Below are 12,627 nucleotides of genomic sequence, written 5' to 3'. Positions count from 1 at the left end.
AAGGGCTCGCGGTCGCGTCAGTCGTCGGTCCGGAAGCGGGCGAGCGTGGCGAGTACGTCGTCGAGCCAGGCGATCATCATCTGCTCGTAGGCGATGCCGCCGCGGAGCACCACGTGCTGGAGTTCGCGTTCGGCGTCGAGCGCGCCGTCCGGCGGGGGTGTCCCGAAGTCCCGGGTCTCCCCGGCGCGGTAGTGGGCGAGGCGGTCCGTGTGGGCCCGGCGGTGCCGCTCGACCTCGTCGATGAGGGCGGCCGGGTCGGAGAAGGCGGCGCCGCGCACCTTGACCGCGAGGTCATGACGGACGCTCTCGGGTTCGGTCGGCTCGCCGAGCCAGCCGGAGAGCGCCTGGCGTCCGGGGGCGGCGACCGAGTACTCCTTCTTGTCCGGACGCCCGTACTGCGGGACGTCCCGGACATCGACCCAGCCGTCGCTCTCCATGCGCTTGAGCACGCGGTAGATCTGCTGGTGGGTCGCGGTCCAGAAGTAGCCGATGGACCGTTCGAACCGCCGGGCCAGTTCGTAGCCGGAGCCCGGCTTCTCCAGCAGGGAGACGAGGATCGCGTGCTCGAGCGCCATACCCTCGATCCTGCTATGCACCTCGTTGCATAGCAACGTGGGCGGGGTGAGACACCGGTCACGCGACACATGTCGCTCACGTCATGCCCGGCCCTTCTCGCTCCCCGGGTGCGCGATCGTCCCCGATCGGCCGCTTCCGGCCGTCCGGACGGGCTGGTTACGGTGCCGCCATGGACGAGCTGACGCAGATCCTCCGCCACGCCGCCGAGCAGGCCGCCGCCTACCGCCGCTCGCTGTCCGAGCGGCCGGTTGCGCGGCCGGTGGACCACGCGGCTCTGCGCGCCGCGTTCTCCGTTCCCCTCGACCGCCCGGGCGCCGACCCGCGCACGGTGATCGACGAGCTGGTGGCCGCCGCCGATCCAGGGCTGGTCGCGTCGGTGGGACCGCGCTTCTTCGGGTTCGTCGTGGGCGGCGCCCTGCCCGCCGCCACCGCAGCGGACATCCTCACGGCCGGATGGGACCAGAACGCCTTCAACGCCGTGCTCTCCCCCGCCGCGGTCGCCGCCGAGGAGGCGGCGGGAGCCCGGCTCAAGGAGCTGCTCGACATCCCCGCGACGGCCTCCGTCGGCTTTGTCACAGGCGGCCAGGCGGCCAACACCGCCGGACTCGCGGCGGCCCGGCAGCACCTGTTCGCGGAGGCGGGGTGGGACGTCGGACGACAGGGCCTGGGTGGAGCCCCGCGCCTGCGGGTGGTCGCGGGCACAGAGCGCCACGCCACCGTCGACCGCTCCCTGCGGCTGCTCGGACTCGGCACCGACTGTCTGCAGCCGGTGCACACCGACGAGCGCGGGGCGCTGGACATCGAGGACCTGCGCCGCGTCCTGGCCGCCGACCCGGACGCACTGACGATCGTCTGTGCACAGGCCGGCAATGTGAACACCGGGGCGTGCGACGACCTCCGCGCGGTCTGCGACCTCACGCACCCGAGGGGAGGCTGGGTGCACGTGGACGGTGCGTTCGGGCTGTGGGCGGCGGCGAGCCCGGCGACCCGGCATCTCGTGGACGGGGTCGAACTGGCCGACAGCTGGGCGTGCGACGGGCACAAGTGGCTCAACGTGCCCTACGACTGCGGGTACGCCTTCTGCTCCCGTCCCGCCGTCCACGCCGAGGCGCTGTCGTACAGCGCGTCCTATCTCACCCGGGCCGAGGCGACGCCGGCCGGGGGCGCGGACTACACGGCGGAGTCGTCACGCCGGGCGCGCGGCTTCGCGACCTGGGCGGCGCTGCGTGAACTCGGGCGGGACGGGGTCGCCGAGATCGTGGACCGCTGCTGTGCGCTCGCCCGGCGCTTCGCCGACGGCCTGTCCACGGAGGGCTTCGACGTCGTCAACGAGGTGACGCTCAATCAAGTCCTCGTCGGTTTCGGGTCGGACGACCGCACCGACGCCGTCGTCCAGGCGGTTCAGGAGGACGGCACCTGCTGGGTGGGCGCCACGACCTGGCGCGGACGACGGCTGATGCGTATCTCGGTGTCCGGCCACGCCACGACCGAAGCGGACGTCGACCGCTCGGTCGCGGCGATGGTGCGACAGACGCGCGCTCTCTGACGCGGCCTCACATGAGCGGCAGCTGACGGAGGTTGGTCCTCGCCAGCTCCACGATCTCGTCCCCGCGGCCCGTGAGGATCGTGCGGGTGGCGAACAGAGTGAAGCCCTTCATCTGCTCGAAGGTGATGTTCGGCGGCAGGGACAGCTCCTGGCGGGCGGTCCGAGCGTCGACGAGCGCGGGCCCCTCGTGGGCGAACGCCTTCTGCAGGGTCTCCTCGAGCTGGTCGGCGCGGTCGACGCGGACTCCGAAGATGCCGACGGCGCGGGCGATCGCCCCGAAGTCCAGATCCTCCAGCTCGGTGCCGTAGTTGACGATGCCGCCGGCCTTCATCTCCAGTTCCACGAAGGACAGGGCCTGGTTGTTGAAGACGATGACCTTCACCGGGAGGTCGAGGTGGCGCAGGGTGATCAGCTCGCCCAGGAGCATGCTCAGTCCGCCGTCCCCGCACAGGGCGACGGCCTGGCGGCCCGGCCCCGAGGCGCACTGGGCGCCGATGGCCTGGGGCAGGGCGTTCGCCATGCTGCCGTGGTTGAAGGACCCGATGAGCCGGCGTCGGCCGTTCATCGTGAGGTAGCGCGCCGCCCAGACGGTGGGGGTGCCGACGTCGGCGGTGAAGACGGCGTCGGCGGAGGCGTGCCGGTCGACGGCCGCCGCGACCTGCTGCGGATGCATCACCGACGCGGACCGCTTGGCCTCGGTGAGGTCGTCCAGGCGGGAACGCACGGTGCGGTAGTGGCCGGTGAGTTTGTCGAGGAACTTGGTGTCGCCCTTGGCCCGGATCAGCGGGAGCAGGGCGGCGGCGGTGTCCTTGACCGTGCCGACCAGGGGCACCTTCACACCGACCCGGCGCCCGATGTGCTCCCCGCGGATGTCGACCTGGACCACGGGGACGTCGGATGGGGGATAGAACGGGCGGTAGGGGAAGTCCGTGCCGAGCATGAGCAGGGCGTCGCAGTGCTCCATCGCGCGGTAGCCGGAGCTGTAGCCGATCAGACCGGTCAGCCCCACGTCGTACGGGTTGTCGTACTCCAGGAACTCCTTGCCGCGCAGGGCGTGCACGATCGGTGACTTCAGTGCCCCGGCCAGGGCCATGACCTCGTCGTGCGCTCCCTGGCATCCGGCTCCGCCCAGGATGGTCACCCGCTCGGCGCGGTTGAGCACGTCGGCGGCCGCCTCGAGGGCGGCGGTGTCCGGGGTGACGTGCGAGGTCGTGGCCCGGACGGGATGGGAGAACGCCGCGAGGTCGCCGCGGGCGAGCAGCATGTTGCCCGGGACGACGAGGACGGACACGCCCCGGCGTTCGAGAGCCGTGCGCATCGCGATCCGCAGCAGCCGCGGGACCTGCTCGGCCGTCGCGGCGAGTTCCGTGTACACGCTGCACTCGCGGAACAGCTCCTGCGGATGGGTCTCCTGGAAATACTCGCCGCCGATCTCCTCGGCCGGAATATGGGCGGCGATCGCCAGCACCGGGACGCGACTTCGCTGAGCGTCGTAAAGGCCGTTGATGAAGTGCAGATTGCCGGGACCGCAACTGCCCGCCACCACGGCGAGTTCACCGGTGACCGCGGCCTCCCCGGCCGCCGCGAACGCCGCGCTCTCCTCATGGCGTACATGAGCCCAGCGCATGGTCCCATTGCGGCGCAGCGCGTCCGTGAAACCGTTGAGGGAGTCACCCGGAAGACCGTAGACGCGGCGGACTCCGGAGGCCGCGAGGGCCTCCACCACACAGTCGGCAACTGTCGTGCTCATCTGTCGGCACCTCACTGTTTCGGGACGAGTCGAGCCCCACGGTCAGAACACTTCTGTGCGGCAATCCGTCCGGGTTCAGCCCAGCGGAAATACCTGCGTCACGTTGTAGGACATCGAACCCCGGAATCCCATGCCCGAGCGCACCGGGCGGAGATCGGCGAGCTCTTCGCGTGGCGCCGGGTAGAACTCGATCTCGCTGCTGCCGATCCACACCTGGGCCAGTTCCTGATCGCCGTAGTCCATGCGCACCAGTTCGTGCACGGCCGGCTTGTCGTACTTGCCCACTTCGAGGGTCGGGAAGTGCCGCAGGTTGACGGTGGCGCGGCTCAGCAGGGGCGACGGGTCCTCCAGCGGCTTCTCCAGCGTGACCCGGGCCTGGGCGAGCGTCCGCTCGTCGCAGGAGACACTGGCGCCGAACCGGGCGCCGGGCGCCGGCGTGGGAGACGCCTTTCCCGGTGAGGCGAAGACCCGCGTCTGATGCACCTGCCCGATCTTCTTCGGGAATCCCTGCACCAGCCCGCGCGCCAGGGCGTGGTGATTGTCGACGTAGATGTACGGGCACCAGGAGACCGGCTGTCCGTCGTAATGGGCGTCGACGAGGACGAAGAACTCGCGGTACTGGCTGTAGACCGGGTCGAGGTATTCGTCGTTCTCCCCGTTGAACTGCCAGTCGAAGAAATAGGCGACGACCCGGCCGGACGTCTCCGGATCCGGGGACAGACCTTCAGGAAGGGTGGCCTCCGCGGCCGCGGGATCGGTCCAGAATTCGACACCCACCACGTCTCCTGCGTAATGCCAGGGCGGCGCCATCGCCCCGTTCGCCTCGCCCTTCGGGGAAAGCGGAACAGTGTATCCCTTGAGCATGGAGACCTCCAGCCGGATACGCAGGGGAGCAGGCATACGGCTGCATGTGCGCGAGCCTGGTCAATCCCCCGCTGGGTTGTACCGAACCAAAATAGCTTGGATGCTCAACCGTTGCCTGGGGAGCCACCGCAGCCTTTGTCCCGGTACGACGATGCGGATTCCGTCCACCTGAACTGACGTCGTCGGTCGGCTCGTTGCCGGTCTGGTCAGGCCGCTGGCGGAGTCGGGGACGTGCGGCCGGACGGGCCGGTGTGCGTGGCGGCGTGGGCGACGGCCTCCTTGACGGCTTCGAGGGAGAAGGAGCGCAGGCGCTCGGGGGCGAGGTCCAGGTGCCGGAGGCGAGGAGCCGTATGAGACCGACGTCGGCGATGCGCGGCGCCATCCACTGCCCGCGCACGGTGATCGAGTTGCGCATGATCCATGGGTAGGGCAACGCGAGGTCGTCGCCGCCGAGCAGTGCCCAGCACCTCGACCAGATCTCCCCGCCCACCGGCTCGGGATCGGGTACCTCCCGCACCGTGAGCGGGGCACCGAACTCCGTCAGACCCGCTGCTCGCACGGCATTGACCTCCGCATTCGTCGTCGTTTCCCTGATCGACGTCAGGGAAGCGCAGGGCATGCGGGAAGCGACGATCGAGCATGCCTGGTATGCGTATACGGCATGGACGTCTCCAGTTCGGGCCTGCGGGTCCTGCAGCAGATCGCCGAGTCCGGCAGCTTCACGGCGGCGGCCGCCCGGCTCGGCTACACGCAGTCGGCGGTGTCGCGCCAGGCCGCCTCCCTGGAGCGCGAGGCAGGCGCCTCCCCCGGTTCGAGCGGCGCTCGGACGGCGCACGGCTCACCCCCGCCGGGCTGACCCTGCTGCGGCACGCCCGCACGATCCTGGACACCCTCACGGCGGCCGAACGCGATCTCACGGGGACCGCCCCGCGCACCGAGGCCGCACGGCTCGGGGTCTTCCTCAGCGCGGGCTCGGTGGTCCTGCCGGTCATACCGGGGCGGCTCGCCGCGTCCGATCCGCACCTCACCGTCACGACCGTCGAGGGCACCACGCCCGGCCTGACCCGGGCACTGCGCGCGGGCTCCATCGATCTCGCCGTTCTGACCTCGCGCCCGCCCCACCGGCCCCCGGACGACGAGTCGCCGCGGCTGCACGACCGTGCCGGCCCGCCTTGCGCCGCTGCTGCCGCCCGGGGTGAGCCTGCTCCACGTCGACGGGGCGTCCCCCGAGATCCGCCGGGTGCTGGTGGCCCGCCTGCCGGGCCGCGCGACTCCGGCCGTCACGGCGGCCACACGGGCGATCATGGCCGCCGTCTGACGCCTCCTCCCACCGGTGCTGAGCCCTCCTCCAGAAGGGTGAACGACTTGGGTGCACCACCCGGTTGGGGCTTGCCCCCCTTGTGCCCGACGACCCGGTAGCCGGCCTCCAGGTAGTAGGCGTTCAACCGCGCGTTGCCGGCCAGGCAGTCCAGGCGTACGTACGCCCGCCCCGCCTCGGCGTCGCGCTCCTCGGCGGCCCGCGACAGCAGCCGTCCCGCCCCCGGCCATGCGAGGGCGCGGTCGACCATGAGCCGATGCACATACCCGGCGATCGGCGGCTGCGGTCCCCAGGCGTCCTCGTCGTCCCACCACAGCTCCCACGCCCCGGCGACCCGGCCCTCGGCCTCGGCGACCCAGACCTCGCCCATCTCCATGACACGGCGAAAGTGGCCCTCGTCGAGCTGGCCGGGCTGCCACTGCCCCGCCTTACCCCGCGCGATCATCCAGCGGGCGGCCTCGTCACGCAGCCGGACCAGAGTGCCGAGGTCGGCGGCGCCGGCCAGCCGGAAGCGAAGAACGTCACGCCGGAATCCTCGCACGGGCGGTGGGCGCACCGGTCGTGGCCGTGCGACGACAATGACGCCATGGACCCCACTCGGCAGATCATCATCGCGCTGGACCACGCCAACCGTCAGGACGCCCAGGCGGTCATCGATCGGCTCGGTGACGCGTGCCGTTTCTACAAGGTCGGCCTGGAGCTTCTCACCGCGGCGGGGCCGGAGTTCGTGCGCCATCTGGTCGCTCAGGGCAAGGAGGTGTTCCTGGACCTCAAGCTCTTCGAGATCCCGAACTCGGTCGCCGGTGCGGTGCGCGCCGCGGGCGAACTCGGCGTCTCCATGGTGACGGTGCACGGCATGGGCGGGACGGGCATCATGTCCGCCGCCGTCGACGCGGCCCGCGACTGTCCCGGTCTGCGTGTTCTCGCCCTCACCGTGGTGACCAGCATGACCGACGCCGACCTCGCCGACATCGGCGTCCCGGACACGGCCGAGGCGCAGGTACTGCGGTTGGCGCGACTGGCCGAGCGCGCCGGATGCCACGGCGTGATCGCCTCGCCGCGTGAAGTAGCGCCGCTGCGCGCGCTGTTGGGGAGCGATGCCGTGATCGTCACCCCCGGAGTGACCCTGCCCGGCGCGTCCCCTGCCGAGCACGCCCGCCCCGGCACACCCCTGGCCGCCGTCACTGACGGCGCCTCACATGTCGTCGTGGGACGGTCGATCACCCGCGCGCCGGACCCGCTGTCCGCACTGCGCCGGGTCCGCGCCGACCTGTCACCCACTACGACGCCCCGTTGAGACCCGGGGGCGATACCCGAAAGCGCTGGGCGAAAGCGGCCCCGTACGAGATCATCGGTATCCGTGACCCATACGACACCCGAGACCCCGTGGCCCGGCGACATCAGCGCCATCACCCTCTTCGTGGAGGACCTGGACGCCACGAAGCGGTTCTACTGTGACGTGTTCCGACTCCCCGTGACGTACGAGGACGACGAGTCGGCCGTCTTCAGCTTCGGGAACACCCTCATCAACCTGTTGCGGTCCACGGCGGCGCACGAGCTGATCGACCCCGCGCGCGTCGCCGCCCCGGACACCGGCTCCCGCGTTCAACTCACCTTGCCCGTGGACGACGTCGACGCGATGTGCGAGGAACTGACCGACCGTGGTGTGACGTTGCTGAACGGCCCCATGGACCGGCCCTGGGGCATCCGCACCGCCGGCTTCAAGGATCCGGGCGGTCACATCTGGGAGATCGCCAAGTGACCCCTCCCGCCAAGACCGAGCTGCAGGTGCTGCTGTCCTTCCTGCACGCACAGCGCCGCCATGTCCTCGGCATCCTCGACGGCCTGGGACCGGAGGCGCTGCGGCGGCCCGTACTGCCGTCGGGGTGGAGCTGCCTGGGGCTCGTCCAGCACCTCGCGCTCGATGTCGAGCGCTTCTGGTTCCGGGCCGTCGTCACCGGCGATCAGGCGGTCATCGACGCCCTGGACGAGGTCGAGGACGCCTGGCACGTGGCCCCGGACGTCCCGCACACCGAGGTGCTCCACCGGTACCGGGCGGAGGCGGCCCTCTCCGACGCCGTCGTGGCCGCCGCGGACCCGGACGCCCCCTTGGTCTGGTGGCCCCACCACCTCTTCGGCCCACCGCACCTGCACACCGTCCGGGACGTCCTGCTGCACGTCATCACCGAGACCGCGTGCCACGCCGGACACCTGGACGCGGCACGCGAACTCCTCGACGGCCGGCGCTGGCTCGTCCTGACCTGAGCGGACGGCTCAGCCCAGGTCGTGGTCGAAACAGATCCGATGCGTACCGTCGGCGTCGACCGCGAGCCCTCCGGCACCGGTGATCGCCGCGAGGTCGCCGGCGCCGCTCGACGGCACGATGGTGAAGAACTCCGCCGAGCGGTCGCTGCCGGAGGTCGTCGCCGAGTGCACGATGTTGAAGGCACCCTCCCGCCCCTGCACCGAGCCCTCGGTCTGACATGCACTGCCGGATGACGGGTGTCTCCGGACGTTGCCCCTCAAGGGGTGCGCCCAGGCCACCGTCCCTCAGGTCGCCGTAGGCCACCCGCGCAACAGCTCCGCGATCCGTCCCGCCGTGCACGTCGGGTCCAGGAGCAGGTCCTTGAGGGCCACGGCGTGCTCGCGGGCCGGTTTGACCGTGATGCCGGCCGCCTCGAGGTACATGACGCCGGTCGCGGCCGCCACGGCCATGTTGGAGCGTTCCAGCCAACGGCAGCGTCCCAGCGTGTGCACCAGGGCCGCGGCTTTGGCGTACGGGCTGTCGTAGACGGGCTGCTCGAACAGCTCGGCCCGGTGGCGGGCGACCGCCGAGACGGGGACGCCGTAGTCGTCGGGCGCGGGGTCGTTCGCCCCGGCGATCTCGGTGACCTGCAGGATCCAGGGGACATCGATGTGCAGGTCCATCAGGCGGCGCGCACTCCGCCGGCCGCCCGCGTCCGCTCGCCGTCCTCGGCCTCGTCGAAGATCGCCTGGTGCTCCGCGAGGAAGCGTCCGGCGGCCTCGACGGCACGGGCGCGCAGCCCGCTGGCGTCGTCCTGCACCAGCCGGGCGAGATAGTCCCCCACGCTCAGGCCCAGGTCAGCGGCCCGCTTCTTCGCGAGCTCCGCGATGTCCTCGTCCACGCGCGCGCCCAGCTGTGTCTTTGCCATGCAGGCATGGTAACAGCTGTTACCAGGTCGACGGAAGGCCCGGAGTCGCCCTTGCCGGCGAGCAGGACCGGCCCCCTCCGCCGCCACCCCCGGCGAGCAGATCCGACCCCGCCCGCCGTGATCGCCCACACCCAACGTGCAGACCTTCCCCACCTCAACTCCCCCACCACACACCCCTCTTCACAGCTGACCAACAACCTGCGAAGACAAAACGGATTTCAACTTCCGGCTGCGTTCAATGCATTGACACGCTTATTACCCAGCGTTTACGTTCCGGCCATCTGAGAGCGCTCTCAACTCTCGGACTCCCCTCCTGTGAAGACTTGAGGTGCCCCATGCGATCCCCACGCACCAGACCAGCGGCAGTCCTGTTGCTGGCCTCAGCCCTCGCAGCCTTCGGGCTCGGTCCGGCCGCCTCCCCGGCGGCCGCGGCCACCGTGCCCGTAGGTTCCGGCAGTTACTCCGACAGCAGGCCGCCCGGCACATCGGGCCCCACCACCAACACAGGAACGCCCGTCACCCCCAAGGTGACCGCCGCTGCCAGGAACCGGCCGGTCCCCACCAACGACTGGTGGTCCTCCCTGGCCTTCCAGCGGTACGGCGACAACCCGTGGTCGACCCCCATGTACGGCCACCCCCTCACCTACCAGGCCACCGCCAACGGACTGGACGTCGGCTACCCGACCTCCCCGGCGATCGTCGGCGACGGACGCCAGTACGAGTACGCCCACAAGCGCGACCTGACCATCGGGCTGTCCGGCCTCAACTCCCCCGACACCAAGGCCGACGACTGGTCCGACTGGACGGTCACCCCGCTGTGGTCCGACGGCAGCCGCACCCTGCGGACCACCATCGGCCACGGCTCCCCCTTCGTATACGCCAAGGGCACCGGCGGCAACGCGCAGGTCACCACGGCCGGAGCGCCGACCGTCTTCGCCGACCAGGGCAACGTCCTCGGCATCACCGTCGGCGGACACCACTACGCCCTGTTCGCTCCGAGCGGCAGCGACTGGAACGTCTCCGGCTCCACCGTCACCGCGGGCCTCGGCGGCAAGGACTACTTCTCCGTCGCCGTCCTGCCGTCCACGGGCGCGCTCTCGACGTACGCGAAGTACGCGTTCAGCTTCGTCACCGACTCCAAGGCGACCTGGAGCTACAGCGGCGGCACCGTGCGGGCCACGTACACGCTGACCACGGAGGCGCAGGAGGGCAGCGAGCGCGGCACGCTCCAGGCGCTCTACCGCCACCAGTGGCTGAACACCTCGGACGCCCTGACCTCGTACACGTATGTCTCACCGCGCGGCACCATGAAGGTCCGTGAGGCGGCCTCGTTCAGCACCAGCCAGAAGGCGTCGGCGGTCCTGCCCGCGCTGCCCAAGTCGGACGGGGTGGACACGGCGCGGCTGCGCGGCTACCTCAACGACGTCGTGAACGCCTCCGACCCGTTCTCCGGCGCGTCCGACACCTACTGGACCGGCAAGGCCCTCGGCCGGCTGGCCCAACTGGTGCCCGTCGCCGAGCAGATCGGCGAGACCGGCACCCGTGACCGGCTGATCGGCCTGCTCAAGGGCAAGCTGCAGGAGTGGTTCACGGCCGGTGGCGCCAACGAGTTCAGCTACGACAAGGACTGGAAGACGCTCACCGGTTACCCCGCGTCCTACGGCAGCGACACCGAGCTGAACGACCACCACTTCCACTACGGCTACTACGTCTACGCGGCGGCGATCGTCGCCCAGTACGACCCGTCGTGGGCGGCGGACTCGGCATGGGGCGGCATGGTCAAGACCCTCGTCCGCGACACCGTCAACCCGAGCCGCACCGACAGCTCGTTCCCCTTCCTGCGCGGTTTCGACGTCTACGCCGGGCACAGCTGGGCCTCCGGTCACCAGGGCTTCGCGGCCGGCAACAACCAGGAGTCGTCCTCCGAGTCGACCAACCTCAGCGCGGCCCTGGTCCTGTGGGGTTCGGCGACCGGTGACACCTCGCTGCGCGATCTCGGCACCTTCCTGCTGACCACCGAGTCGGAGTCGATCGCGCAGTACTGGTTCGACGCGGACGAGCAGGTCTTCCCGTCCTCGTTCGGCCATGACACGGTCGGCATGGTGTGGGGCAGCGGCGGCGCCTACGCCACCTGGTGGACGGCCAACCCCGAGGAGATCCACGGCATCAACGTCCTCCCGGTGACGGGTGGTTCGCTCCACCTCGGCGGTGAGAAGGCCGCGATCCGCCGCAACATCGCGGAGATGGAACGGGAGAACGGCGGCCCGGCCGTCGAATGGCGGGACATCCTCTGGGAGTTCCAGTCGTTCGCCGACCCGGCCTCGGCCAAGTCCAAGTGGGACTCCGGCAACGGCGGTTACACCCCGGAGCAGGGCGAGTCGAAGGCGCACACCTACCACTGGATCAACACCCTCGACACCATCGGCGCCCCGGACGCCTCCGTCACCGGTGACATCCCCGCCTCGGCCGTCTTCACCAAGGGCTCGACACGCACCTATGTGGCCCACAACCACGGCTCGTCGGCCCGGACGGTCACCTTCTCGGACGGCAAGACGCTGTCGGTGCCGGCCCGTTCGACGGCCAGCGGCACCGGGTCCGGATCGCAGGACCCGGACCCCGACCCCGACCCCGATCCCGACCCGGAGCCGACGGGGAACACCTTCCAGCTGCGCGGCGGCGGTGTCCTCACGACGGCGACCGGCGGCACCGCGGGCAGCGACACCATCGCGTCCGCCGGTGGCACCAACCACGACGGCACGCCGTATCAGCCCCTCGTCTACGAGGCCCGGGGAGTGAACGGCACGCTCACCTCGGGCGCAGGTACCACCTTCAAGCTCCAGGTCGACGCGGGCACCTCGGTCGGTCTCGGCCAGCAGGCCCGGATCAGCTACGACCTGACCGGCGACGGCACCTTCGACCGGACGGAGACGTACAACTACTTCGCCACCGACCCGGTCACCGGGTGGGAGGAGTACAGCCAGGCCAGGGGCCTCAGGTCCAGCACGGGCACCCTGGGCAACCTCAAGAACGGCACGGTACGCCTGGAGGTGTGGAGCGCCATCGGCAACGGCAGCTCCAAGCTGCAGACCGGCACCGACAAGTCGGTGGTGGTGATCCCCTTCAGCTGACCCGACCGTGCGCGCGGCGGACGGCGGAGCCCTTCCGTCGTCCGCCGCGCGGCCGTGTGCCACCCGCACGGGTGAGGGTGGCCGCAAACAGCCCACTCCGGAGCGGCACCCTCCCGGGAATTGACCTGAGCATGGGAAAACTGGGCCTCCGTCGCCTCTAGTGTGACGGCCAGCCGATCTCCAGCCGCCCCCCTCCAGGAGTTCCCGTGACGTCACCGAGCAGCCGGCCCGCCCGGCGCATACCCGCCGTGCTCCGCCGCAAGGCGCTCCTC

General features: G+C 70.7%; 12 protein-coding genes and 1 pseudogene. 6 read left to right on the top strand and 7 right to left on the bottom strand.

The window, feature by feature from the left end:
- Positions 1 to 17 precede the first annotated feature (17 nt).
- Positions 18 to 575 carry a PadR family transcriptional regulator gene (locus DC008_RS33800; RefSeq protein WP_108710280.1) on the bottom strand — a complete coding sequence of 186 codons (558 nt, stop codon included), beginning with the start codon at positions 573 to 575 and terminating at the stop codon, positions 18 to 20.
- A gap of 170 nt (positions 576 to 745) precedes the next feature.
- Between DC008_RS33800 and DC008_RS33795 the strand changes: the two genes are divergently transcribed.
- Positions 746 to 2,122: a pyridoxal phosphate-dependent decarboxylase family protein gene (locus DC008_RS33795; protein WP_108710279.1), complete on the top strand. Its 1,377-nt coding sequence runs from the start codon at positions 746 to 748 to the stop codon at positions 2,120 to 2,122.
- A 7-nt stretch (positions 2,123 to 2,129) separates the two neighbouring features.
- On the opposite strand, the gene poxB is transcribed toward DC008_RS33795, so the two are convergent.
- Positions 2,130 to 3,872 carry a ubiquinone-dependent pyruvate dehydrogenase gene (poxB, locus tag DC008_RS33790; protein ID WP_108710278.1) on the bottom strand — a complete coding sequence of 581 codons (1,743 nt, stop codon included), beginning with the start codon at positions 3,870 to 3,872 and terminating at the stop codon, positions 2,130 to 2,132.
- Between the two features lie 75 nt (positions 3,873 to 3,947).
- Positions 3,948 to 4,736: an acetoacetate decarboxylase family protein gene (locus tag DC008_RS33785; RefSeq protein ID WP_108710277.1), complete on the bottom strand. Its 789-nt coding sequence runs from the start codon at positions 4,734 to 4,736 to the stop codon at positions 3,948 to 3,950.
- 661 nt (positions 4,737 to 5,397) lie between these two features.
- Between DC008_RS33785 and DC008_RS33775 the strand changes: the two are divergent.
- Positions 5,398 to 6,054 (top strand): annotated as a pseudogene (locus DC008_RS33775) (LysR family transcriptional regulator).
- Here the strand turns inward: DC008_RS33775 and DC008_RS33770 are convergent.
- Positions 6,038 to 6,595 (bottom strand): GNAT family N-acetyltransferase, encoded by a 558-nt coding sequence (locus DC008_RS33770; RefSeq protein WP_244221456.1) that lies wholly within the window; start codon positions 6,593 to 6,595, stop codon positions 6,038 to 6,040. The pseudogene DC008_RS33775 and the gene DC008_RS33770 overlap by 17 nt on opposite strands.
- Before the next feature lie 45 nt (positions 6,596 to 6,640).
- On the opposite strand from DC008_RS33770, the gene pyrF reads away from it, so the two are divergent.
- The 3 genes from pyrF (at position 6,641) to DC008_RS33755 (ending at position 8,319) form a co-directional block, all read left to right on the top strand.
- Positions 6,641 to 7,351, top strand: a complete 711-nt coding sequence (gene pyrF / locus DC008_RS33765; protein ID WP_108710276.1) for an orotidine-5'-phosphate decarboxylase — start codon at positions 6,641 to 6,643, stop codon at positions 7,349 to 7,351.
- Between the two features lie 63 nt (positions 7,352 to 7,414).
- Positions 7,415 to 7,816 (top strand): VOC family protein, encoded by a 402-nt coding sequence (locus tag DC008_RS33760; protein ID WP_244221455.1) that lies wholly within the window; start codon positions 7,415 to 7,417, stop codon positions 7,814 to 7,816.
- Complete coding sequence (locus DC008_RS33755; protein ID WP_208646055.1) at positions 7,813 to 8,319, top strand: mycothiol transferase; 507 nt, start codon at positions 7,813 to 7,815, stop codon at positions 8,317 to 8,319. Before DC008_RS33760 ends, DC008_RS33755 begins: the two co-directional genes overlap by 4 nt.
- A 9-nt stretch (positions 8,320 to 8,328) precedes the next feature.
- On the opposite strand, the gene DC008_RS33750 is transcribed toward DC008_RS33755, so the two are convergent.
- Genes DC008_RS33750 through DC008_RS33740 form a run of 3 tightly spaced genes read right to left on the bottom strand, consistent with a single transcriptional unit; the run spans position 8,329 to position 9,227 of the window.
- Positions 8,329 to 8,598 carry a DUF3224 domain-containing protein gene (locus DC008_RS33750; protein ID WP_108710275.1) on the bottom strand — a complete coding sequence of 90 codons (270 nt, stop codon included), beginning with the start codon at positions 8,596 to 8,598 and terminating at the stop codon, positions 8,329 to 8,331.
- 6 nt (positions 8,599 to 8,604) lie between these two features.
- Positions 8,605 to 8,982, bottom strand: a complete 378-nt coding sequence (locus tag DC008_RS33745; protein ID WP_055620330.1) for a hypothetical protein — start codon at positions 8,980 to 8,982, stop codon at positions 8,605 to 8,607.
- Positions 8,982 to 9,227 carry a hypothetical protein gene (locus DC008_RS33740; protein ID WP_108710274.1) on the bottom strand — a complete coding sequence of 82 codons (246 nt, stop codon included), beginning with the start codon at positions 9,225 to 9,227 and terminating at the stop codon, positions 8,982 to 8,984. The genes DC008_RS33745 and DC008_RS33740 overlap by 1 nt, the downstream gene beginning before the upstream one ends.
- Positions 9,228 to 9,562: 335 nt before the next feature.
- Here DC008_RS33740 and DC008_RS33735 point away from each other — a divergent pair, with 335 nt between their 5' ends.
- Positions 9,563 to 12,355, top strand: a complete 2,793-nt coding sequence (locus tag DC008_RS33735; protein WP_108710273.1) for a glycosyl hydrolase — start codon at positions 9,563 to 9,565, stop codon at positions 12,353 to 12,355.
- Positions 12,356 to 12,627 lie beyond the last annotated feature (272 nt).

This window comes from Streptomyces nigra (assembly GCF_003074055.1).
Classification (GTDB): domain Bacteria; phylum Actinomycetota; class Actinomycetes; order Streptomycetales; family Streptomycetaceae; genus Streptomyces; species Streptomyces nigra.
Note: the sequence above shows the minus strand (reverse complement) of the source record. Positions and strands in the feature narration are given on the sequence as shown.